General features: G+C 69.3%; 19 protein-coding genes. 4 read left to right on the top strand and 15 right to left on the bottom strand.

What is annotated here, in order from left to right:
- Positions 1-27: 27 nt before the first annotated feature.
- From M9902_RS07900 to M9902_RS07890, 3 genes are all read right to left on the bottom strand, one after another.
- The gene (locus tag M9902_RS07900; RefSeq protein WP_297222064.1) at positions 28-978 is read right to left on the bottom strand and encodes a hypothetical protein; all 951 of its coding nucleotides are present in this window, start codon (positions 976-978) and stop codon (positions 28-30) included.
- Positions 979-1,083: 105 nt separating this feature from the next.
- A complete protein-coding gene (locus M9902_RS07895) occupies positions 1,084-1,917 on the bottom strand; it encodes a DUF2608 domain-containing protein (RefSeq protein ID WP_297222061.1) in 834 nt (277 codons plus the stop codon).
- Positions 1,918-1,972: 55 nt separating this feature from the next.
- Positions 1,973-3,946 (bottom strand): UvrD-helicase domain-containing protein, encoded by a 1,974-nt coding sequence (locus M9902_RS07890; protein ID WP_297222059.1) that lies wholly within the window; start codon positions 3,944-3,946, stop codon positions 1,973-1,975.
- A 116-nt stretch (positions 3,947-4,062) separates the two neighbouring features.
- Here M9902_RS07890 and M9902_RS07885 point away from each other — a divergent pair, with 116 nt between their 5' ends.
- Positions 4,063-4,683, top strand: a complete 621-nt coding sequence (locus tag M9902_RS07885; RefSeq protein WP_297222057.1) for a thymidine kinase — start codon at positions 4,063-4,065, stop codon at positions 4,681-4,683.
- An 18-nt stretch (positions 4,684-4,701) separates the two neighbouring features.
- Here M9902_RS07885 and M9902_RS07880 read toward each other — a convergent pair whose 3' ends face one another.
- From M9902_RS07880 to M9902_RS07840, 9 genes are all read right to left on the bottom strand, one after another.
- Positions 4,702-5,250: a hypothetical protein gene (locus M9902_RS07880; protein WP_297222054.1), complete on the bottom strand. Its 549-nt coding sequence runs from the start codon at positions 5,248-5,250 to the stop codon at positions 4,702-4,704.
- 45 nt (positions 5,251-5,295) lie between these two features.
- Positions 5,296-8,100 (bottom strand): serine/threonine-protein kinase, encoded by a 2,805-nt coding sequence (locus tag M9902_RS07875; protein WP_297222052.1) that lies wholly within the window; start codon positions 8,098-8,100, stop codon positions 5,296-5,298.
- A 20-nt stretch (positions 8,101-8,120) separates the two neighbouring features.
- Positions 8,121-8,702, bottom strand: a complete 582-nt coding sequence (locus M9902_RS07870; protein WP_297173770.1) for an ECF-type sigma factor — start codon at positions 8,700-8,702, stop codon at positions 8,121-8,123.
- Between the two features lie 75 nt (positions 8,703-8,777).
- Positions 8,778-10,079, bottom strand: a complete 1,302-nt coding sequence (locus tag M9902_RS07865; RefSeq protein WP_297222050.1) for an O-antigen ligase family protein — start codon at positions 10,077-10,079, stop codon at positions 8,778-8,780.
- Positions 10,076-11,188 carry a glycosyltransferase gene (locus tag M9902_RS07860; RefSeq protein WP_297222048.1) on the bottom strand — a complete coding sequence of 371 codons (1,113 nt, stop codon included), beginning with the start codon at positions 11,186-11,188 and terminating at the stop codon, positions 10,076-10,078. Before M9902_RS07860 ends, M9902_RS07865 begins: the two co-directional genes overlap by 4 nt.
- A 53-nt stretch (positions 11,189-11,241) precedes the next feature.
- Entirely contained in the window at positions 11,242-11,445 is a 204-nt protein-coding gene (locus M9902_RS07855; protein WP_297171737.1) for a zinc-finger domain-containing protein, read from the bottom strand.
- A 157-nt stretch (positions 11,446-11,602) separates the two neighbouring features.
- A complete protein-coding gene (locus tag M9902_RS07850) occupies positions 11,603-12,307 on the bottom strand; it encodes a pirin family protein (protein WP_297222045.1) in 705 nt (234 codons plus the stop codon).
- A 7-nt stretch (positions 12,308-12,314) separates the two neighbouring features.
- Positions 12,315-13,037, bottom strand: coding sequence for a YceI family protein (locus M9902_RS07845; RefSeq protein WP_297222043.1), 723 nt, complete (start codon positions 13,035-13,037; stop codon positions 12,315-12,317).
- Between the two features lie 103 nt (positions 13,038-13,140).
- Positions 13,141-13,731: a malonic semialdehyde reductase gene (locus tag M9902_RS07840; RefSeq protein WP_297171732.1), complete on the bottom strand. Its 591-nt coding sequence runs from the start codon at positions 13,729-13,731 to the stop codon at positions 13,141-13,143.
- A gap of 81 nt (positions 13,732-13,812) precedes the next feature.
- On the opposite strand from M9902_RS07840, the gene M9902_RS07835 reads away from it, so the two are divergent.
- Positions 13,813-14,793: a mitochondrial fission ELM1 family protein gene (locus M9902_RS07835; RefSeq protein ID WP_297171730.1), complete on the top strand. Its 981-nt coding sequence runs from the start codon at positions 13,813-13,815 to the stop codon at positions 14,791-14,793.
- Between the two features lie 95 nt (positions 14,794-14,888).
- Here M9902_RS07835 and glnE read toward each other — a convergent pair whose 3' ends face one another.
- Positions 14,889-17,663: a bifunctional [glutamate--ammonia ligase]-adenylyl-L-tyrosine phosphorylase/[glutamate--ammonia-ligase] adenylyltransferase gene (gene glnE, locus M9902_RS07830; RefSeq protein ID WP_297222041.1), complete on the bottom strand. Its 2,775-nt coding sequence runs from the start codon at positions 17,661-17,663 to the stop codon at positions 14,889-14,891.
- A gap of 43 nt (positions 17,664-17,706) precedes the next feature.
- Here glnE and M9902_RS07825 point away from each other — a divergent pair, with 43 nt between their 5' ends.
- Positions 17,707-19,194, top strand: a complete 1,488-nt coding sequence (locus tag M9902_RS07825; protein WP_297222039.1) for an AAA family ATPase — start codon at positions 17,707-17,709, stop codon at positions 19,192-19,194.
- 73 nt (positions 19,195-19,267) lie between these two features.
- Here the strand turns inward: M9902_RS07825 and M9902_RS07820 are convergent, their stop codons facing one another.
- On the bottom strand, positions 19,268-20,623 hold the full coding sequence (locus tag M9902_RS07820; protein WP_343231876.1) for a tryptophan--tRNA ligase: 1,356 nt from the start codon (positions 20,621-20,623) through the stop codon (positions 19,268-19,270).
- 87 nt (positions 20,624-20,710) lie between these two features.
- Here M9902_RS07820 and M9902_RS07815 point away from each other — a divergent pair, with 87 nt between their 5' ends.
- A complete protein-coding gene (locus tag M9902_RS07815) occupies positions 20,711-21,574 on the top strand; it encodes a hypothetical protein (RefSeq protein ID WP_297222035.1) in 864 nt (287 codons plus the stop codon).
- A gap of 36 nt (positions 21,575-21,610) precedes the next feature.
- Here the strand turns inward: M9902_RS07815 and M9902_RS07810 are convergent, their stop codons facing one another.
- A complete protein-coding gene (locus M9902_RS07810) occupies positions 21,611-21,745 on the bottom strand; it encodes an entericidin A/B family lipoprotein (RefSeq protein WP_297171347.1) in 135 nt (44 codons plus the stop codon).
- Positions 21,746-21,747: the final 2 nt, after the last annotated feature.

The raw sequence follows: 21,747 nt of genomic DNA, 5'->3' as shown, positions 1-21,747 counted from the left end.
AGAAGGACGTGGATTCCGTGACTTGCATCACGGTTTTCCGGGATTGGCCGCCGCGTTTGTCGGCGTGCCGGGGCCGCCCAGCGAGCGCCGCGCGCGCGCCACATAATCGGCCAGATACCAGTGACCATCGATCCGAACCACGGGCACGATGGCATCGATGGACGCGGTGCCCAGCCGGTATTGCAGGCGCAGCCGCGCGCTGTCGCCGGTCTGCTGCTGCAGGCTCGCATTCACGCTGCGCAGGCTGGCGTCGAAATCCAGACCGTATTGCAGGCGCAGCTGGGCCATCAGGGTGGAGTAGAACCGCGACAGACGGCTGAGGCTGGTGGTCATGCCGAGCCGGGCAAGATCCGCGTGCGCGCGTCGCCCGTCGATTCCGGTGTGGGTCGCGGCCGCGGCCAGCGCCGCAAACAGGTGCTGTGCGTGCTTGGGGTCGGACAGTGGCGCCGCCAGCGCCCAGTCGCCCAGCGCCGTCATCGCCTGATCGACGTGCTCGCGTTCCTCGGGGGTGTAGTCGGGGTCGGTCTCGATGTAGCTGCTGCCGAACACGACCAGGGTACGCACCGCCTGGTCGATATCGCCGTCGGCGCCGGCGATGTGGCGCTGGAAGCTGGCCGTGAGCGACCGCGCCGCATCGGGCTCCTGCAAGGCCGCCAGCATGCGCGGAATGTCCCCATCCAGTGGCAGTTCCTCCAGTGGCCACCGGCTGCGGCCGTCGCGCCAGGCGGCTTCCACCTGCGCGTGCAGCGCCGGCGGCAGCGCTACCCGCGCAAAGCCGGCGCCATCGCGCGCCAGCAGGCGATCGCGCAAAACGTAAATCGCGTCGACCGGGCGCTCGGCGGCGCGTGCGCGCAATTCCGCGGCGTCCTTGCCGGCATCGGTGCCGGGCCGGCAGCCAGCCAGCCACGGCAGGGCCAGCGCGAAGGCCAGCAACAGCGCGTGGCGGGTGGCGCGGCGGAGGCGGTTCCGTCGGGTCATGGCGGGAGTGTCGCGGCTGGATGGGCGTGGGTGCAAGTCAAGGCCATGCAAGCCGGGAGCGGCAGGCGGCGCACGCAGGGTGTCTGCGCGCTGCCGCGAAGTGGCTCAGAGATCGCACTTGCCCTGCTCCATCGCCTGTAGCCGCTGCGGGTAAGTGGAGGCCAGCAGGCTGCGCCAGGCCTGCCAACCGGCGCGGGCGGCAGCGATCCGCTCGGGGGTGACCGACTTGTCGACATGGACATAGTGCAGGCCGAGGTAGTCGATCCCGGCGGTGCGCAGCGCCGCACGCATGTTGTCGATGTTCTGCTGGCCGTCATCGACCAGCAGCACGCGGTCGTAATGGATGCGCAGTTTGCGGAACAGGTCCAGCAGCACCTTGCCCTTGTCCTGCCCGGTGGTCATGAACAGGCCCTGGTCGTAGACCACGCGCATGGGGCGGGCATCGGGTGCCTTGCGGAAGTCCCAACTGCGGCCTTCCATGCTGCCACCGAGCATCGCCGGCAAGCTGTAGCCGGCACTGGCGAGGGTGCGCAGGGTGCCGCCACGGTAGAACGCGCTGCGTGAGGTCAGCAGCAGCTTGTCGGCGTGGATGGCATTGATCAGCGCGGGCCCGTCGGCCTGGGTTGGCAGTTGGGTGCCGGCTTCGTAATTGAGTGCGATCAACGAAAAAATGCAGGGCACCTTGTCCGGGTCGTTGGCAGGCAGCTTGTGTTGCCATTCGTACCAGGTGTCGCTGCCATAGAAGCCAGCCGAGGTCAGCAGGGTGTCGTCGATGTCCAGCACCAGCAGGGTGCGCTCACGGCTTTCGGCCAGCGCCGGTGCGACCGCTGCGAGGTCGGTGATGTCGCGCACCTCGGAGGATGCGCCATCCGGACGCAATGCCGGGGTCGAACAGGCCGTGATCAGGGTGACGAGGACGACGGCAAGCAGGCGGCGCATGGTTCGACTCCGGGGTTTGCTGACGGAAGTGTAGCGAGTTGGCACAGGCGGTCAGTTACTTCGCCAGCAGCGCGCGGATATCCTCGATCGCCATGCGCCGGCGCTCTTGCTTGTTCTCGGCGTCGGCCACCGGGTCGGCGCCGTCGCGTTGTAGTTCGGCGGCGGGCAGTTCATCGAGGAAGCGGCTGGGCTTGAGCCGCAGTTTGTCGCCCCAGCGCTGCGCTTCCTTGGCATGCGACAGCCACAGGCGTTCCTTGGCGCGGGTGATGCCGACGTAGAACAGGCGGCGTTCCTCGTCGATGCGGCCTTCCTCGAGGCTGGCTTCGTGCGGCAGGTTGCCATCCTCGACGCCGACGATGAAGACGAAGCGGAATTCCAAGCCCTTGGCCGCGTGCAAGGACATCAAGCGCACCTGGTTGCCGGCGTCGCCCTTGTCGGCATGCGCCAGCAGCGTCAGTGCGGCGGCCAGCTCGCCGGGGCCGGAGGTCTTCGGGCCGTCGAACCAGTCGGCCAGTTCGTCGAGGTTGCGGCGGCGCACCTGGAATTGCGCTTCGTTCTTGCACTGCGCTTTCAACGCGGCGAGCAGGCCGGAGGCTTCATTGAGCTTGCGCACCAGCTCCGCCGGCGGCAGGGCGTGCGCGGCCTTGCGCAGGGCGTGGACGATTCCGACGAAACCCTGCAGCGCATTCGCGGCGCGGGCTTGCAACTGCTTGCACAGGCTGATGGACTCGGCGGCGCGGGCCAGCGAGAGGTGTGCATGTGCCGCCATCTCGCCGAGCTTGGCCAGCGTGGTCGCACCGACACCGCGATTGGGCGCCTGCACCGCGCGCAGGAAGGCGGCGTCATCGTCGGGGTTCGCGAGCAAGCGTAGCCACGCCAGCGCGTCCTTGACTTCGCCACGATCGAGGAAGGCGGTGCCGCCGCTCAGGTGATAGGGGATGCGCAGCAGTTGCAGCGCTTTTTCCAGCGCACGGCTCTGGTGATTGCCGCGGAACAGGATGCAGAACTCGCTCCACGGCGCTTCGTGCTTGCGGGTGATGAACTGCACTTCGGCGGCGACCTTGTCGGCCTCGTGGGCGGCGTCGCGGCACTCCCAGACGCGGATGCGTTCGCCGTCGGCGGCAGCGCTCCACAGCGTCTTCGGATGCTCGTGCGGGTTGTGCGCGATCAGCGCATTGGCGGCGCGCAGCACGCGGTTGCTGCAACGATAATTCTGTTCCAGCTTGATGATTTTCAGCGCCGGGAAGTCACTGCCGAGCGTCAGCAGGTTCTCCGGGTTGGCGCCGCGCCAGGCGTAGATGCTCTGGTCGTCATCGCCCACGCAGGTGAACTGCCCGGCCGCGCCGGTCAGCGCCTTGAGCAGGCGGTACTGGGCGTCGTTGCTGTCCTGGCACTCGTCCACCAGCAGATAGCCGATACGTTCGCGCCAGGCCGCGCGCGCCTCGGCATCGGTTTCCAGCAAGTGCAGCGGCAGCCGGATCAGGTCATCGAAATCCACCGCGTTGAACGCGGCCAACCGTTGTTGATACCGCGCGTAGAGTGCGGCTGCCTCGCGTTCACGCGGGCTGCGGGCGGCATCAAGCGCCTGTTCGGGCGAGAGCGCCGCATTCTTGGCGCGACTGATCAATTGCTTCATCGCCTCGATTGCATCCGGCTTGCTGCCGGCCGGCAGCAGGTCCTTGATCTGGGCGCTGGAATCGTCGGCGTCGAAAATCGAGAACCCGCGCCGCAGGCCGAGCTTGGCGTGATCGATCTGGAGGATCTTCAGGCCCAGCGCATGGAAGGTGCAGACCGTGAGCTCCTGCGCGGCCTCGCCCTTGATCCGCCGGGCCACGCGCTCGCGCATCTCGCGTGCGGACTTGTTGGTGAAGGTGATGGCGGCGATGCGCTTGGCCGGATAGCGCCCGGACTGCACCAGATGCGCGATCTTCTCGACGATGACGCGGGTCTTGCCACTGCCGGCGCCGGCCAGCACCAGCAGCGGGCCTTCGGTGTGCAGCACGGCGGCGCGCTGGGGGGGGTTGAGCATGTGTTGGTGATTCGTGATTGGTGATTGGTGATTCGAAAGGGCAGACCTCCGCGCAATTGTAAGATTGCGCTCTTGCGAATCACCAATCACCAATCACCAATCACGAATCCCCCCCAATGGCCAAACTCTATTTCTACTTCTCGGCGATGAACGCGGGCAAGACCACGACCTTGCTGCAATCGGCCTACAACTACCGCGAGCGCGGGATGCGGGTGGCGATCCTGACCCCGCGCCTGGACGACCGTGCCGGGGCCGGGAACGTGGCGTCACGCATCGGGTTGCAGGCTGCAGGTATCGCGTTCGAGCGCGACGCCGATTTGCAGGCGCTGATCGCGGCCGACATTGCCGCCCACGGCGTCCTGCACTGCGTCCTGGTGGACGAGGCGCAGTTCCTCACCAAGCCGCAGGTCTGGCAGCTCTCCGAGGTGGTCGATGTGCTGAAGATCCCGGCGCTGTGCTACGGGCTGCGCACCGATTTTCGCGGCGAGTTGTTCGAGGGCAGCCAGTATCTGCTGGCGTGGGCGGATGAACTGTCGGAGATCAAGACGATCTGCCACAGCGGCAAGAAGGCAACCATGAACCTGCGGGTGGATGCGAATGGGCGCGCCGTGCAGGATGGTCCGCAGGTGGAGATCGGCGGCAACGAGCGCTACATCTCGGTGTCGCGGGCCGAGTTCAAGAAGGTGATGCGTGGCGAGGGCACCATCGAGCCGTTGCAGGTGCCGCTGCCGCTGTGAGCGCGTGACGCGCGCCGCTCACAGTTCGCGGATGTCGCCCAAGCGTGCGCGGATCCGTTCATACGCCTGTTCGCTCTCGGCTGCGAGATCTTTCAGCCACCCCAGCTTGATCAGCGTCGCGTCGCGCCAGTTGAAGTACCAACGCATCAGGAATTCACGCTGCTGCCAGCGGCTGGCCAGGTACAGGGGGATATGCCGGCCGTCGCGGGTGACGACCGCGATCGAATACCAGCAGCGGGTATCGCGATAGCGCTGCATGAAATCCGTCAGGTCGAAGCCGGCGAACAGCTCCATCAGCAACGAGCGCCGCTCCTCGACCCGATACTGGACGCCCGACAGCGCGTCGAACGGCAGCGAGCCGCGCTCGGAGCCGATCGTGTAGCCGAGTTTCTGCTGCGTGGAATACAGGTTGAAGCGCCCGACGCCGGAGACGAAGCCGAGTGCTTCCGCATCGTCACGCACGATGACGAATTTGCCTTCCCTCCACCTCTGGAACAGCACCAGGAAGGCGACATCGAGCCCCATTCCAACCAACAGGACGAACACGATGATGATCAGCAAGGTCATGACGATACGTCCTGGCGCCGGGGTGGTGACGGAACGGGGCGGGCCTCAGCGCGGCGGCGCCTTGCAGGCGTCGCGGATCCGCCGGACCTGGCGCGGCACCGCGCCGCCTTCGGGCAGGGCCAGCTGCATCTGCGACAGCACCGTGTCCAGCTGCGCGCGCGCGACGTCGCCGTCGCTGCGGCACTGTGCTTCGGCCGCGTAGGCAGCGGCCAACCACGCCACCTTGTGCTGCTCGATGTCGCCCGCGCTGCGCTGGCCCTGGGCGATGAGCTGCGCGATCGCGGCGCCGTCGCCGTCCTGCGCACGCAGGCGCGCCAACGCGATTTCCGCGCGGCGGGTGTGGGAATGCCCCTTGCGGTAGTCCAGTTCGGTGACCCGCACGGCCTGTTCCAGCGCCGCCCGCGCCGCGTCGCGCTGGCCAAGCGCGGCGAGGATTTCCCCGCGCAGCCGCTCACCGTCGCCGACCAGGCCGTTGTCCACGCCGAACTGCCGTGCCCGCAGCTGGATGGATTCGAGCACCGCGTCCAGCGCCTCGCGCTCGCGGCCGGCGTCGTGCAGGATCATCGCGAGATTGAATTGGCCGTTGGCGATCAGACCCGGGTTGCCGGATTTGCGCCAGGCCGCGACCGCCTGCCGTTCGAAGCGCAACGCGCGCTCGATGTCACCACGCTCCCAGGCCACGATCGCAAGGCTGTTGTAGGCGCGCGCCATGTCGGGGTGATTGGGATCGAGGCGCGCGCGCATCCAGGCGGTGGTGTCGAGGAAGATGGATTCGGCCTCGTTGAACCGGCCCAGGTCCACGTACAGCGCCGCGAGCTGGCGGCTGGTGTCGATGGTGGTGCGGTGGCTGCGGCCGTGCAGTTCCTGGGCCAGCGCCAGCGAGGCGCGGCAGTCGCGCAGGGCGGCATCGAGCGCGTCGGTGGCCCGTTCCAGCACGCACAGCGCGCGCCGCATGTCGATCGCCATCGGATGGTGGTCGCCGGCGCGCTGGCGGAGTTGGGCCAGTGCGACGTTGAGGCTGGCGATGGCGGCTTCGGACTTGCCGGCATCGGCTTGCAGCGTCGCGAGGTCCAGCCGGGTTTGGGCCACGCCGCCAACGTCATCTTCGTTGCGCCGCAGTTCGAGGGCGCGGGTATACAGGCGTTTGGCCGCGTCCGCTTCCCCCAGATCGCGCCGGCAGCGCCCCAGCTGGGAATAGAACGTGGCAACCACCAGCGCCAGCTGCAGCTCTTCGCGGCGGGCGGCGGTTTCCAGCGGCTGCATCTGGTTCGCGCAAAGTGCAGGCTCGCCCAGTTCCTGGTGCACGTTGCCGCGCAGGGTCGCCGCTTCCAGCCGCAGGCTCGCCGGCGCGTCCGGCAATACGGCCAACAGCTTCGCCTGCCGCTCCAGCAGGTCGCCGGCCTCGCGGTAGTCGCCCAGCCCGAGCCGCAGCCGCGCCACCACGCCATAGAGTTCGGCGCGCGCCTGCGGCTGCCGCGCGAGGCTGCGTTCGCCGCGCAGGATGCCCATGTCGAGCAGGCTGCGGACGTCAATCGGAGTGTTCGCCGAGCTGCCGGCATCCTCGAACAGCTCGGTGACGAAGTGCTGCATCGCCTGCGCACGGCTGGCCTCACGCAAGGCGCGCTGCGCCTGCCAGGTGACGAGGCCGAGTGCCGCCACCAGCACGAGGAGGATGGTGCTGGCGGTCGCCAGCCCCCAGCGGTGGCGGTAGATGTACTTGCGCAGGCGATAGCCGACGCTCTCGCCGCGGGCCTGCACCGGCTGGCCGCGCAGATGGCAACCGAGATCCTGCGCGAACGCCTCGACCGAGGAATAGCGCTGCGTGGGAACCTTCGACAACGCCTTGAGCACGATGTTGTCGAGGTCGCCCGAGAGCAGTTTGGACAGGCGCGCCGGCGAATAGGGGCGGGCCAGATCTGCGCTGGCGCGGACGGCGGCCTGCGACGGCCGCAGCGGTTCGCCTTCGATGATCGCCTCTTCCCACTCGGCATCGGTCTCGCGCTTGAGCCGGTACGGCTTGCAGCCGGTCAGCAGTTCGTACAGCACGACCCCGAGCGAATACACGTCGGTCATGGTCGTCACCGGCTCGCCGCGGATTTGCTCGGGCGCGGCGTAGTGCAGGGTGAAGGTGCGCACGCCGGTGCGGGTCTGTTCGACCGGGACCGGTTCGGCATCAAGCAGCTTGGCGATGCCGAAATCGAGCAGGCGCACGTGCCCGGCGGGGGTGACGAGGATGTTGGAGGGCTTGAGGTCGCGGTGGACGATCAGGTTGGCGTGGGCGTGGCTGACCGCGGTGCAGACATCGCGGAACAGCGCCAGCCGCGCCGGGATGTCGAGCTGGCGTGACTGGCAATAGCTGACCAGCGGCTCGCCTTCGACGTATTCCAGCGCGAGGAAAGGCTGGCCGTCCGGGCCGTTGCCGGCATCGAGCAGGCGCGCGATGTTGGGATGCTCGAAGCGGGCGAGGATCTCGCGCTCGCGGATGAAGCGCTGCATCAGGCGCGGATCGGCCAGCCCCGGGCGCAGCAGCTTGAGCGCCACCTTGCGTTCGTACATGCCGTCGGCGCGCTCGGCCAGCCACACCTGGCCCATGCCGCCTTCGCCGAGCAGGCGTTCCAGCTGATACGGCCCGATCCGCGTGCCCGGGATCGGCCCGTTGGGAAGATCCAGCGCCGGGGTATCGAGGAACGTGGGGTCGTCGGCATCGAGCTTGAGCAGGCGCTCAAGCTCATCGGCCAGCGAGGCGTCCTGTGCGCGCAAGGTGCGCAGGTGCTCCGCACGTGCGTCCGGTTCCAGCTCGAGCAAGGCATCGAGCAGCGGGGAAAGGCGCTGCCAGCGTTGGCTGTCCATGCCCCCCGGCCTGGCGGCACTCAGGCCGCCGGCGCCTCCCGCAACGAGGCGAGCAGGTACATCCGCGCCTTCTGCCAGTCGCGGCGGATGCTGCGTTCGGAGCGTTCCAGCAGGGCCGCGATTTCCAGCTCCGACAGGCCGGCGAAATAGCGCAGCTCCACCACCTTGGTCAGTCGTGGATCCACCGCGGTCAGCTGCTCCAGCGCGCGGTCGAGGCCGAGCATGTCCTCATCGAGGCTGAAACCGCCCTCGATGTCGTCCGGCAAATCCGTGACGCGGTGCAGGTCGCCGCCGCGCTTCTGCGCCAGCCGCTGGCGCGCGTAATCGACAATCACCGAGCGCATCGCCGACGCCGCGTAGGCGAAGAAATGCGAACGGTCGTCGAACTGGACCGAGCCCGGTTCGCGGCCGATCAGCTTCAGGTAGGCCTCGTGCACCAGCGCCGTGGCATCCAGCGTATGCCCCTGCTGCTGGCCGGCCAGCTGCCGGCGCGCCATCCCGTGCAACTCCTGGTACAGCGTGGCCAATACCCGGTCCATCGCGCTGCGGTCGCCATCGCGCGCGGCATCGAGCAAAACGGTGATGGCACCTGAAGCAGTCACTCTGGATGGGAATGGCCGGTGGACTGGGCACTATAGCGAATGCGTACCCACCCCGCCAAATCAATGGGGACGGCATCAATCAATGGGATCGCCATTGCGCGCCATTGTTCCCTGCTCCCGCTCCCGCCCCCACAGCGCGCCGGCATAAAGCCCGGCCATCAGCAGCAGGGCGGCACCCCAGGGGGCGGCATAGGTGGGGAGACTGGCGTTGAGGGGGAACAGCATGGCCATCAGGGCTTGCAGGGCTGGCCAGGCGCCGTGTCTTGCGGCGGCGTCGGCAAAGCGCCAGGCGCGCCAGGCCAAAGCAACGCCGGCCAGCCAGAGGAGCAATCCTGCTGCGCCGGTTTCCGCGAACACATCCAGCAGCAGCGGCAGGGCACGCGCGTCAGCCGCCGCGCCGGTTGCCGCTGCCGGCAGGCAGTCGCGCAGGGCCGGTTCCAGGCCGCCGACACCCGCGCCGTTCAGCGGATGCGCGAGCGCTACGCACAGCGCGCCGCGCCATTGCGCGGAGGTCGCGTCGAACGCGGCCTGCACGCGGGTAGCCTTGAGCCCGCCGCCTTCCGCCAAGGGGCGGGACGGCCCGGTGGAGGCCAGCGCCCAGGACAGACCCACGCCAGCACAGGCGACAGCGAGCACCGACAGGCCGTGACGCCAGCCGGGCCGGCGCCGCAGTTCCAGCAACAGGACGCAGGCGAAGGCGATCCAGGCCATTGGCGTGGATGTCGCCGCGATCGCCGCTGCCATGACCAGCGCGACCAGCAACCACGCCAGCATGCCGAAGCGCGCGCCCAGCGCCAGCGCAAATGGCGACAAGCTGGCCAGCGCCAGCCCCTGCCACGCGCCGCAGCCCGCAAATGCGGAGATCGGCGCCGGGCCCCAGGTCGTGCCCTGCGGACAAACGACAAACCCGCCGGAGTGTGGTGCCAGCCACGCATACAATCCGTGCAGCAGGCTGCTGCCGGTGGCCACGGCCACCAGCGCGTCCAACGCCCAAACCAGCGCCACCAGCGCCAGCCCGGTGAATACCCGACGCCGACCGCCGGCATCGGCCACGGCGGCGGCGGCCAGCCACAGGGCCGGCAGCAAACGCAGGTCCAGCAGCGCGCTGCGCCAGGCCGGCCAGCCGCTTTCGGCATCCAGCGCGGCGGCGATTTCCGGCAACCAGTAGGCGCAAAACAGCACGCTGGTCAGCGCCCAGGCCGGGCCGCTGAGCAGCCCCCCGCCGCCGCTGGAGCGGCGCAGCAGCAGCCAGCCGGCGGCGGCCAGCGCGCCCGCGCCCAGCAGCACGTTGGTCGCCATCGGCAGCGGCCACAGCGCTACCACCGCGACCACCCAGGCCGGTGCCCAACGCAGCGCCACGGCCGGTCGCGCGCTCATGCCGGCTCCAACAGCGATTGGTACAGCGCCAAGGTGGCCTCCTGCATCGCTTTCAAGGTCAGCAGCATCGTAGCGGCAGGCGCGGGCGGGTTGTCCAGCAGTTCCCGCGCGCGTTGCGCCAGTTCCGAGGCATTGAAAGGCGCCACCGCGCCCTGCGGCTGCAGTCGGCCCAGCAATTCCCCCACGCCGCCGTGCGCCCAGCCCAGCACCGGGCAGCCGACGCACAGCGCCTCGATCACCGTGCGTCCGAACGCCTCCGGCTTGCGCGACAGCTGCAGCACCAGATCCGCGGCGGCATAGGCGCTGGCCATCGCGGCGGTGGGCTCGGTCAGCGCCAGCGCCTGCCGCACGCCCAGCGCATCGGCCTGCGCCTCCAGTTCGGCCAGATAGCGCCCGCGTCCGGACTGCACCGCGCCAGGCAGCCACAGGCGCGCATCGCTTCCCTGCGCGCGCAGTCGTGCCAGCAGATCGATGGCGTCAGCATGCCCTTTCAGCCGGGTACCCCGCCCCGGCAGCAGCAGCAGCGGGCCCTCACCCGCCAGCGCCGGATGACGCTGCGCCCAAGCCGCGCGTGCGCCGCGATCCACGCCGGCACGCCGCGGGAAAGCCGCCGGATCGATGCCACGTGGAATCACCGCCAGCTTGCCGAGATCAAGCTGCGGGTAATGGCGCAGGACGTGGCGGCGCACGCTTTCGGACACGCAGATCACGCGCTCGCCGCGGGTCAGGATGGCGCTGTAGCGCGAAGGCGAATTCAGGCCGTGCACCGTGGTGATGAAATGCGGGCGCGCAAGCGGGGCCATCCCGCGCAGCGCCAGCCAGCCCACCCAGGCCGGCAGCCGCGAACGCGCGTGCACGATGTCGGCCTGCGCGAACACGGCGCGCAGCGTGCGCGCGTGGCGCAGGGTCAGCGGCGACTTGCGGCCGATGTCCAGCGTGATGTGCTCGGCGCCGGTGGCCAGCAGCTGGGGCAGAAGACGTCCGCCGGCGCTGACCACGACGGCGCGATGGCCGGCGGCCACCAGCGCGGCGGCGATTTCCAGGGTCGTGCGCTCCACTCCGCCGGAGTCCAGCGCGGGCAGCAGCTGCACCACGCGCAGCGGGCGCACGGGCGGCGTCATCTCGGCCTGGCCCCCCCGCCCGCGCAAGGGTCGCGATCCCGTCAGTCCACCAGCACGTACAGGGCGCTGCAATACGGGCAGCGCGCGCTGCCGCCGTTGGTCTCGATCGGCAGGTACACCCGCGGGTGCGAGTTCCACAGCGACATCGACGGCGTCGGGCAGCTCAGCGGCAAGTCGGCGCGGTGCACCTCGTAGCGCTTTTCGGCGTTCGGCGGCAGCGGGGTGGTGGAAGTCTGATCGGCCATGAAAACGGCAGTCCTGCGAAACCTTGGCAGTTTACTTCAAGGCCACGGTGGCCGCGAGCGAACGCCCGGTTGCCGCAGGTGGATCCAGCGCCGGTTCACGCCAGGGCGATGCGCCACAAGGACAGCATGCGAAGTCGCAGTGTGCCGCCGGTCGTGCTCAGGGCAGTTCGAACAGCAGTACGTCGGTCGTCGCGGCGACCCCGGCAAGGATGCAAGGCCCGCTTTCCTTGATGAACCCGAGCGCATCGCCCGCCCCCAGCGTGCGCGCATCCAGCCGTACCTCGCCTCGGGCCACGTGCAACCAATGCCGCTTCGTCGCATCCAGCGTCAGCGGCACCGCATCGCCCGGCTCCAGCCGCGTGGCCAGCAGCCGCGCCTGCTGGCGGATCGCCAGCGAACCGTCGGCACCGTCGGGGCTGGCCAGCAGCGCCCAGCGCGCGCGCCGCGCTTCGGGATCGAACTGTTTCTGGGCATAGGCCGGCGGCGCGTTCAGGCGATCGGTCTGGATCCAGATTTGCAGGAAATGCACCGGCTCGGTTTGCGAGGCGTTGTATTCGCTGTGCTGGATGCCGTGGCCGGCGCTCATCCACTGCACGTCGCCGGGGCGGATCACGCCTTCGTGGCCGGCGCTGTCCCTGTGTGCGAGCGCGCCGCCCAGCACCACGCTGAGGATTTCCATGTTGGCGTGCGAATGCGGCGCAAAGCCGCCACCGGGCGCCACGATGTCCTCATTGATGACCCGCAGCAGGCCAAAGCCCATCCACTGCGGATCGTGGTAATGGCCGAACGAGAACGTGTGGCGGCTGTGCAGCCAATCCAGCCGCACGCTGCCGCGCGCGGCGGCCGGGCGTTCGAGGATCATGGTCGGTTCACGGCTGCGGCGGCGTCGCGGCCGGTGCGGTCTGCTCGGCGGCTCCGGCAATCGAGCCTTCGGCGGTGATGGACAGGTTCACCTCGTCGCTGACATTGGGCGTGAACGCGTCCACGCCGTAATCGCTGCGCTTGATCTGCCCGGTCGCGGAAAAACCGATCGACTCCAGCCCGGTCATTGCGTGCTTGCCGGCGCCGTTGAGGGTGACGCTCAGGGTCACCGGATGGGTCTTGTCCTTGATGGTCAGATCGCCGACGACGGTGAACTGGTTCGGGCCCGTCGCCCGAACGCTGGTGCTCTTGAAGGTGGCATTCGGGTATTTGGCGGCATCGAAGAAATCGGCCTGTTTCAGATGCGCGTCCAGGGCCGGAACGAAGGTGTCGATGGAAGCGATTGGCAGGGTCACCTCGACGCTGGACCGGCTCACGTCCTCGGCGTTCCAGACCAGGGTGCCGGCGCTGATGCGGAAGTGCGCGCTGGGCTTGGAAAACCCGAAATGGGTCCACTGGGCGAGCACGCCGGTGTGGTCGGGGTCGAGTTGGTAGCTGCCGGCCATCGGCTTGATTTCGGCCACGGCGGGCGGCGCCGGCGCGGCCGCGGCTTCGACAGCGGCCGGCGTCGCGGAGGCTTCAGCCGCGGGCGCGGCCGGCTGGCTGCACGCGGCCAGCGTGAGGGCGAAGGCGAGGGCTGTGGTCAGCGGCAGTGGGCGAATCATCTTCATGTATGGCTCCTGCCGATCGGATCGGCGCGTACGATGGAACGTGGTTGGAAGTGCGAGCGCGGCGACCTCCCGCTGGCTGTCGCAAAACACGCGCACGGTGGCTTCATTCGATCCGGCAGGCTTCATCAAACCCCAGCCGCGGCGAACGCGCGTAGATGCTGGCCGGATCGCCAACGCCGAGGTTGATGAGGATGTTGGAACGGATCGAGGTGCCGGCGAAGAACGCGGCGTCGACCTTGGCGTTGTCGAAGCCCGACATCGGCCCGCAGTCCAGGCCCAGCGAACGCGCGGCCAGGATCAGGTAGGCGGTCTGCAGCGCGCTGCTGCGCATCGCCACCCAGGCCAGATTGTCCGGCTCGCGGTGCTCGAACCAGGCCTTGGCGTCGGTGTGCGGGAACAGCACCGGCAGCTTGTCGTAGAACTTCAGGTCATAGCCGGCAATGACCACGCAGGGCGCGGCCATGGTCTTCTTGTAGTTGCCCTCGGACAGCGCCGGGCCGAGCTTGGCCTTGGCCTCGGGTGATTTGACGAAGACGAAGCGCGCCGGCGTGGTGTTGGCCTCGGTGGGGCCGAACTTGAGCAAGTCGTAGAGCGTGCGCAAGGTGGCGTCGGAGACCTCGCCGCCAAACCAGTTGTAAGTGCGGGCGGTACGGAAAAGTTGGTCGAAAGCAGGTTCGGCAAGTGGCTCGCGCATGGCATCATCGCTGGATTGGGCGGGATTCGGCATAGTGTATCGTTCTAATAATGTCTGTAATAAAGCATTGCCGGAACTGATATGACCAGTGTTGCAACAATCGGTCGAGAACGCCTGACCGCCTGCCACGACGGTCGCGCCGGCAATGCGCGTCAGTCGCTGGCGCTGGCGCACGCCGTTTCGAAGCAGGTCGACGAATGCGTGCTGCAGCCGGGCCTGCTGGCGCGGATGTTCGCTCCGCATCGTTGGCCACACCCGAGCCAACCGTTTGGCCGCGCATTCGAGGCCCGGCTGGCGCAGCCACCGCACATCGCGATCGGCTGCGGGCGCCAGGCCGCGCTTGCCACCCGCCTGCTGCGCGCACGCGGCGTGCGGGTGGCGCAAATCCTCGACCCACGGCTGGACCCGCGCTTGTGGGACCTGTTGATCGTACCGGAACACGACGCCCTGCGCGGCGACAACGTGGTGACGCTGCGCGGCAGCCTGCATCCGGTTGATGACGAGTACCTGATGCGCGCGCTGTCGGCGTTCCCGGCCCTGGCGCTGCTGCCCGAACCGCACAGCGTGGTGCTGGTCGGCGGGCCGTCCCGGCACGCGCCCTTCGAACTGCCGGCCTTCGTCGCCCTGCTCAAGCAGGTGGCCGCCTGCGCGCGCGCCGAGGGCGGCAGCCTGAGCGTGATCGCCTCGCGGCGCACGCCGTCGGCCTGGCGACAGGCGGTATACGCCACCGAATCCGACCTGCCCGGCGTGCGCTGGCGCGACACCGGCGACGGTGCCAACCCATACGCCGGCCTGCTCGCCTACGCCGATCGACTGGTGTGCACGCCCGATTCGGTCAACATGCTCAGCGAAGCCGCGGCCACCTGGGCACCGCTGTACCTGTGGTCGCCCGCCACCATCGTCGGCCGGCCACGGCATTTCATCGACACCCTGTTGGCCTGTGGCCGTGCCCGGGCCTGGGACTGTTCGCCGCAGCCTTTCGACGTGCAGCCGCTGCGGGAAACCGCGCGGATCGCGCGCACGGTGCGGGAGCGGCTGTTTCTTCAGGGCAGCGCTGATTGAGTGATCCGTCATCCCGGTGAAAATCGGGGCGCTGGCCGGCGCAAATTGCCCGGTAGTCGCAAGGCAAGGACCAGGAAGGCAAAGATCTTCCGGCTTCAGCACAGGGCGCGGGTTGCGGCACGAATCGCCGCCCGTGCCACCGCAATCGCCGGTTCGGCTTGCGGCGCACTGCGCGAACGCCGGTCCAGCGTGCAGCGCAGGCCGGCGTCCAGCAACTGCGCGTGCGCGGCGCGCAGCGCCGCATGGGTGGCCGCATCAAGGCAACCCGCCTGCCGCGCCGCGTCCAGCAGCGGTCCGCTGGCGCGGGGCAGCAGCAGCTGCGGATGCGCGTGCCCTTTCCGCAGCACGAGGTATTGCAGCAGGAATTCCAGATCGACCAGGCCGCCCTCGCCCTGCTTGAGGTCGAAGCGCACGGCATCGCCGCGATCGAGTTCGGCGCGCATCCTGGCGCGCATCGCGGCCACGTCGGCGGCCAGCGCCGCCGGATCGCGTGGCCGCGCCAGCACCTCGGCGCGCACCGCCTCGAAGGCGTCCAGCAAACCGGCATCCCCGGCAATCCCGCGCGCCCGCACCAGCGCCTGATGCTCCCAGGTCCACGCCCGCTGGCGCTGGTAGTCGGTGAAGCTGGCCAGACTCGACACCAGCAGCCCCTTGGCCCCATCCGGACGCAGCCGCACATCAACGTCGAACAAGCGGCCGGCGCTGGTGCGCACGCTCAGCAGGGCCACGATCTTCTGGCCCAGCCGCGCATACCAACGCGGCGCGTCCAGCGGCCGCGCGCCATCAGACTGGGCCTCCAGCGGCGCATCGAACAGGAACACCAGGTCGAGGTCGGAGCCGAAACCCAATTCCAGTCCGCCCAGCGAACCGTAGCCCAACACCGCGAAGGAAGCGCCATTGATCCGGCCGTGCGCGGCGCGCAGCTCCGCTTCGGCCAGCGCCAGTACGCAGCCGACCACCGCTTCGGCCAGCCACGCCAGCCGCTGCGCGCAATCCTCGGCCGCCATCCGCGCATCCAGCAGGGCCAGCGCGAACCGGAAGCTCAGCGCCTGCCGCACTTCGTTGAGCGCATCCAGCGCGGTTTCGACGTCGTTGTCGCGCAGCGTCGCGCGGCACTGCGCGAGGATCGCGACACGGTCGGGCAGCTCGCCGCTCACGCGTACGTCCAGCAGCTCATCGAGCAGCAGCGGATAAGCCGCCAGTCGTTCGCCCAGCAGCGCACTGCGCGCCAGCGCGTCGGCCAGACGGGCCAGCGCCGCCGGCTGTTCATCAAGCAGCGCCAGGTAGCTGGTCCGGCGCAGCACGCCGTGCAGCAGCGGCAGCACCCGCCGCAGCACCGCATCCGGATCGGCGCAGCCGGCGGCGTGTTGCAGCAGGGTGGGGATGATGCGATCGAGCCGGGCGCGCGCGGCGTCGGACAGGTCGCGCACGCCTGGCGCACGGGCAAAATCATGCAGCAGCCCGTGCAGCTCGGCGGCGTGGTTGAAGCCCAGCGCTTCGAGCGCTGCCGCCGCGCCGCGTTCGGGCAGAGCCTGCCAGTACGCCATGAACTGCGAGGCATCGCCCCCGCCGCGCCGGCGCGGCGCCAGCAGCGCCGAGAATTCTTCCGCCACCCGCGCCCGCTGCGCCGACAGCTGCGCTTCCAACGGCGTCCACGCCGCCTCACCCAATCCGATCGCGATCCGCTCGCGCAGCCGCGAATCGTTCGGGATCGAATAGGTCTGCGCATCGGCCAGCATCTGCAGGCGGTTTTCCAGCCGGCGCAGGAAGCGATAGGCGTCGCGCAAGTCGGCACCGGTGCCCGTATCGACGTGCCCGGCCTGCACCAGCGCCGCCAGCGCGGTGAGCAGATGGCGATGCCGCAGCGCCGGCTCGCGGCCGCCGCGAATCAGCTGCAGGGCCTGGGCGAGGAATTCGATCTCGCGGATCCCGCCCGGCCCGCGCTTGATGTCGCCTGCCAGCTCCTTGCGCGCCACTTCGGCCACGATCAGCGCCTTCATCGCCCGCAGCCCATCGAGCGCGCCGTAGTCGAGATAGCGCCGATACACAAACGGCCGCAGGGTTTTCAGCAGGCGCTCGCCGGCATCGATATCCCCTGCCACCGGCCGCGCCTTCTGCCAGGCGTAGCGCTCCCAATCGCGGCCTTCGCGCTGGAAGTACTGTTCCATCGCCGCGAACGACAGCGCCACCCGGCCGGCGCTGCCGAACGGCCGCAGGCGCAGATCGACGCGATGGCAAAACCCGTCTGCGGTTACCTCGTCGAGCAACTTGGCCAATTGCTGGCCCAGCCGGGCGAAATAATCCTGCGCTGCCAGCGCGCGTGGCCCGTCGGATTCGCCCTCGCACTCGTAGGCATAGACCAGATCGATGTCGGAGCTGAAGTTCAGCTCGCGCCCACCCAGTTTGCCGAGGCCAAACACCACCAGCCGCACGGTTCGCCCATCGCCATCACGCACTTGCCCGTAGCGCCGCACAAACTCGGCTTCCAGCGCCGCCAGCGCCGCGTGCAGGCAGGCTTCGGCCAGCCGCGTGCTGCCGGCAAGAATCTCCTCCACGTCGGCACCATCGATCACGTCGCGCCAGACCAGGCGCGTGGATTCGGCCTGACGATGGCGCCGCAGCAGGCGCGGCCAGGTTTCGGGCAACTGCGGGTCCAACACCGGGGCGGCCGGCGCCGCCGTGGCGTCGCGACGCAGGGCGTCGAGCAGCGCCGGCTGCGCCACCAGCGTGTCGATGGCGAAATCGCTGGCGATGGCCAGCCTGGCGAGCCGCGTGGCATCGTCTGGCGCGATCACGCAGCCGGCCGCGCGCAGGCGCTGCAGCGCGCGCTGTGCGTGGGCGTCGAGGGCGTCATGACCAGCCGGATCCATGCGCCGATTGTGGCATCCCGGGCAGGTCGTTATCGTTGCCTGCATGAGCGAACTGCAAGACCTCGTGGCGCTGATCCGCGCGAACACGCCGCTGCTGGTCATCGAAACGCCGGACGAAACCCGGGTCATGGAACTGTTCCGGCAATCGCTGCTGCACGTATGGCGGGCGCTGTGGCGCTGGAGCGTGACCGAGGGCCTGCGCCGCGTGGACATGGACAGCGAGGACGAAAGCACGATCGCGCCGGACCTGAGCGCCACCTTGCAGGACATCCGCGCCGCCGGCCAGCGCGGCATCTACGTGTTGCTCGACGCCACGCCCTACCTCGGCTACGCCAGCTACCAGCGCGCGCTGCGCGATTTGATCGAGCGCCGCGACTGCCAGCCGCACGTGCTGGTGCTGGTCGGCGCCAAGGTCGAGTTGCCCGCCGCCTTGGAACCGTTCGCCGTGCGCTTCGCACTGCAGCTGCCGGACGCCAACGTGCTGCTGAAGATGGTGAAGGAGGAGGCCGGCGACTACGCGCGGCAAAACGGCGGGCGGCGGGTGGAAGTCGACCCCGACGCCGTGCGGCAAATCGTCCGCAACCTGCGCGGCATGAGCATGACCGATGCGCGCCGGATCGCCCGCCACCTGATCTGGCGCGACGGCGCACTCGGCCCGCATGACCTGCCGGAGCTGGATCGGCTGAAGTTCGAACTGCTCAACAAGAGCGGCCACCTGCACTACGAATACGACACCGCGCACTTCGCCGACGTTGGCGGCGCGCAGCGGCTCAAGCGCTGGATCGAGCAGCGCCGGCCGGTGTTCGTGCAGGACCCGCCGCCGCCCGGCCTGGAGCCGCCCAAGGGCATCCTGCTGCTGGGCGTGCAGGGCTGCGGAAAATCGCTGGTGGCCAAGGCCACCGCCGGCGGCTTCGGGGTGCCGCTGGTGCGGCTGGACTTCGGCACCTTGTACGACAAGTACCAGGGCGAAACCGAAAAGAACCTGCGTGCGGCGCTGGCTTCGGTCGAACAGCTCGCGCCCTGCGTGCTGTGGATCGACGAGATCGAAAAAGGCCTGGCCACCGATTCCGGCGAAACCGACGGCGGCCTGTCGCGGCGCGTGCTCGGCTACCTGCTGACCTGGATGGCCGAGCGCAAATCGCGCGTGTTTCTGGTGGCCACCGCCAACCAGGTCGAACAGCTGCCGGCCGAACTGCTGCGCAAGGGCCGCTTCGACGAAATCTTCTTCGTCGATCTGCCCGATACCGCCACCCGCGCGGAGATCTTCGCCCTGCATCTGGACCGCCGCAAACTGTCGCGCGAAGGCATCGATCTGGCGGCACTGGCGGCCGCCGCGGAAGGATTTTCCGGCGCCGAGATCGAGCAGGTCATCGTCAGCGCGCTGTACGCCGCGCATGCCGACGCCACCGGCCTGGACACGCCGGCGCTGCTGCAGGCGATCCGCGACACCCGTCCGCTGTCGGTGCTGATGGCCGAACAGGTCGCCGCCCTGCGCGCCTGGGCGCTGCCGCGCACGGTGCCGGCGAATTGAGGCAAGGCGCATCCATCGGTGCCGCGGAAAACCCGGGGCGGGGCGCTGCGACACGGCCCCGAATCGGACTCCCTCAGCCGCCGTCGCCGGCATCCAGCTGCGCCGCCACGAACGCCGCCAGCGCGGCGTTGACCTCTTCGGTGGTGACGCCTTCGCCCAAGCGAAAATCGCTTTGCGCATCACCGATCTCGCCGTGCCGGATCGCCGCCACCCGCACCCCGGCGTCGCGCGGCGAGTCGAAGCCGACGCTTTGCAGCAGCACCCGCTCGCCCAGTACCAGCTTGAAATAGAACTTGCCGTCGGCCTCGCGGTATTGCTTGATGGCGGGCAGCGCGGCGGCCTCTTTTTTCACCGCCGCCGCACTGGCACGCGCCGGCCCCTGCGACAGATCGCGCAAGCCCACGGCCTCGCGCAATCGGGCCAGCGTCGGCGTGGCGTGGGCCTCGCGCAGGCGCGCGGCGCCCTTGCGCAGGATCGCCTCGATCTCGGCGGGCCTGGCCATCAGCGCCTCGTATTTCTCGCGCAGCGGCGCCACCTCGCGGTCGATGCGTTCGAACAACACCTGCTTGGCCTCGCCCCAGCCGATGCCGTCGGCAAACGCCTGCGCGAAGGCGCGGGTTTCCTCCGGTGCGGCGAAGGCCTGGTAGATCTGGAACAGCGCCGACCCTTCGGTGTCCTTGGGCTGGCCGGGCGCGCGCGAGTCGGTGACGATCCCGGCGATCAGTTTCTTCAGCTCCGCGCGCGGCGCGAACAGCGGGATGGTGTTGTCGTAGCTCTTGCTCATCTTGCGGCCATCCAGCCCCGGCAAGGTGGCCACGTTCTCGTCGATCACCGCCTCGGGCAGGGTGAAGTGGTCGCCGTAGAGGTGGTTGAAGCGCTGCGCGAAGTCGCGCGCCATCTCGATGTGCTGGACCTGGTCACGCCCGACCGGCACCTTGTCGGCGTTGAAGATCAGGATGTCGGCCGCCATCAGCACCGGGTACATGAACAGGCCGGCGTTGATCCCGGCGTCATCGTCCTCGCCCTCGGCGCGGTTGCGGTCCACCGCCGCCTTGTAGGCGTGGGCGCGGTTGAGCAGGCCCTTGCCGGCCACGCAGGTCAACAGCCAGGTCAGCTCGGGGATCTCCGGAATGTCGCTTTGCCGATAGAACCAGATGCTGTCGGCGTCCAGCCCGCAGGCCAGCCAGGTGGCGGCGATCTCCAGCGTGCTGCGCTGCACCCGCGCCGGGTCGCCGCATTTCACCAGCGCGTGCAGGTCGGCCAGGAAGTAGAAATTCTCTTCGTCGCGCGCCCGCGCGCTGGCCAGCGCGGGGCGAATGGCGCCGACATAGTTGCCCAGGTGCGGCGTGCCCGAAGTGGTGATGCCGGTGAGGACGCGGGGGGTGTGGGTGGCCAAGGCGGGAAATTCCAAATCGCGGATGAACGGCATTTTAGCGGCACCCGCGCGCCAACCCCGTCCCGCACCGTGGCGCGTTGACCTGAATGCAGCGCGATTCCCGCGCCCTCGGAGCCCGCCATGATCCGCACCGCCCTGTCCGCCCTCGCTCTTGCTCTCGCCGCTGCGCTGGCCATGCCCGCCCACGCCGACACGCTGTGCCGCGGCGACGGTCACAGCCACGTCCGCCGCTCCATCTGCGCGCCGATCCCGCCACGCAGCGCCCAGCTGGTGCAAATCGACCTGGTTGACCGCGACAGCGGGCAGACCTTGCCCGAGTACCGCCACCGCGGCCAGGACTGGGTGCCCGGCACCCCGGGCCACCGCTATGCGGTGCGCCTGACCAATACCACCGGCGGGCGCGTGCTGGTGGTCCTGTCGGTGGATGGCGTCAATGCCGTCACCGGCCAGACCGCCGCGCCGTCGCAGGCCGGCTACGTGCTGGAACCATGGGAAACCGCGGAAATCGCCGGCTGGCGCAAGTCGCTGGACGACATCGCCCAGTTCGTGTTCACCGATCTGCAGGACAGCTACGCTGCCCGCACCGGCCGTCCGGACAACGTTGGCGTGGTCGGCGTCGCGGTGTTCCGCGAGCGCACGTATCGGCCGCCGTTGCGGCAGGCGCCCATTGCCGGGGCCGACGCCGCCCGCGCGCGGCCATTGCCGGCACCACCGGCCGCGGCGGCAAACGCCGATCGCGCCATGGCCGCCGAAGCGATGCCGCGCCAGCTTGGCACCGGCCACGGCGACCGCGAATGGTCACCGATCGGCCAGACCGAGTTCACCCGCGCCACGTCGCGGCCCGAGCAGGTCAGCCAGGTGCGCTACGACAGCACCCGCGCGCTGGTGGCGCTGGGCGTGATCCCGCGCCGCGACTGGCGCAGCGGCCCGCGCGGCCCGAACGCGTTTCCGAACGGCTTCGTGCCCGATCCGCCGCGCTGGTGAGCCCGGCCCGGGCGAGGCGCGCGCCGGCGGCCAGACTCAGCTGCCGGCCGCGCCTTCGATCTTCTCGCCGGCCCGCTTGATGTCCTTGCCGGCGCCGGCGATGGTGTTGCAGGCCGCCAGAAAGCCCATGCACATCAGCACGACCACCGCCAGTTTTGCCATTTGCTTCATGT

The sequence above is a fragment of the Thermomonas sp. genome, from assembly GCF_023953935.1.
In the GTDB taxonomy this organism is placed as follows: Bacteria; Pseudomonadota; Gammaproteobacteria; order Xanthomonadales; family Xanthomonadaceae; genus Thermomonas.
This window is presented reverse-complemented; position numbering and strand designations above follow the sequence as displayed.

Excerpts from the sequence above, each read along its gene's own strand:
- M9902_RS07845 (WP_297222043.1), bottom strand. The coding sequence starts at position 13,037 with ATGAAGATGATTCGCCCACTGCCGCTGACCACAGCCCTCGCCTTCGCC.
- M9902_RS07835 (WP_297171730.1), top strand. The coding sequence starts at position 13,813 with ATGACCAGTGTTGCAACAATCGGTCGAGAACGCCTGACCGCCTGCCAC.
- M9902_RS07820 (WP_343231876.1), bottom strand. The coding sequence starts at position 20,623 with ATGCCGTTCATCCGCGATTTGGAATTTCCCGCCTTGGCCACCCACACC.
- M9902_RS07850 (WP_297222045.1), bottom strand. The coding sequence starts at position 12,307 with ATGATCCTCGAACGCCCGGCCGCCGCGCGCGGCAGCGTGCGGCTGGAT.
- M9902_RS07890 (WP_297222059.1), bottom strand. The coding sequence starts at position 3,946 with ATGCTCAACCCCCCCCAGCGCGCCGCCGTGCTGCACACCGAAGGCCCG.
- M9902_RS07895 (WP_297222061.1), bottom strand. The coding sequence starts at position 1,917 with ATGCGCCGCCTGCTTGCCGTCGTCCTCGTCACCCTGATCACGGCCTGT.
- M9902_RS07865 (WP_297222050.1), bottom strand. The coding sequence starts at position 10,079 with ATGAGCGCGCGACCGGCCGTGGCGCTGCGTTGGGCACCGGCCTGGGTG.
- M9902_RS07885 (WP_297222057.1), top strand. The coding sequence starts at position 4,063 with ATGGCCAAACTCTATTTCTACTTCTCGGCGATGAACGCGGGCAAGACC.
- M9902_RS07875 (WP_297222052.1), bottom strand. The coding sequence starts at position 8,100 with ATGGACAGCCAACGCTGGCAGCGCCTTTCCCCGCTGCTCGATGCCTTG.
- glnE (WP_297222041.1), bottom strand. The coding sequence starts at position 17,663 with ATGGATCCGGCTGGTCATGACGCCCTCGACGCCCACGCACAGCGCGCG.
- M9902_RS07900 (WP_297222064.1), bottom strand. The coding sequence starts at position 978 with ATGACCCGACGGAACCGCCTCCGCCGCGCCACCCGCCACGCGCTGTTG.
- M9902_RS07840 (WP_297171732.1), bottom strand. The coding sequence starts at position 13,731 with ATGCGCGAGCCACTTGCCGAACCTGCTTTCGACCAACTTTTCCGTACC.
- M9902_RS07880 (WP_297222054.1), bottom strand. The coding sequence starts at position 5,250 with ATGACCTTGCTGATCATCATCGTGTTCGTCCTGTTGGTTGGAATGGGG.
- M9902_RS07810 (WP_297171347.1), bottom strand. The coding sequence starts at position 21,745 with ATGAAGCAAATGGCAAAACTGGCGGTGGTCGTGCTGATGTGCATGGGC.
- M9902_RS07855 (WP_297171737.1), bottom strand. The coding sequence starts at position 11,445 with ATGGCCGATCAGACTTCCACCACCCCGCTGCCGCCGAACGCCGAAAAG.
- M9902_RS07825 (WP_297222039.1), top strand. The coding sequence starts at position 17,707 with ATGAGCGAACTGCAAGACCTCGTGGCGCTGATCCGCGCGAACACGCCG.
- M9902_RS07815 (WP_297222035.1), top strand. The coding sequence starts at position 20,711 with ATGATCCGCACCGCCCTGTCCGCCCTCGCTCTTGCTCTCGCCGCTGCG.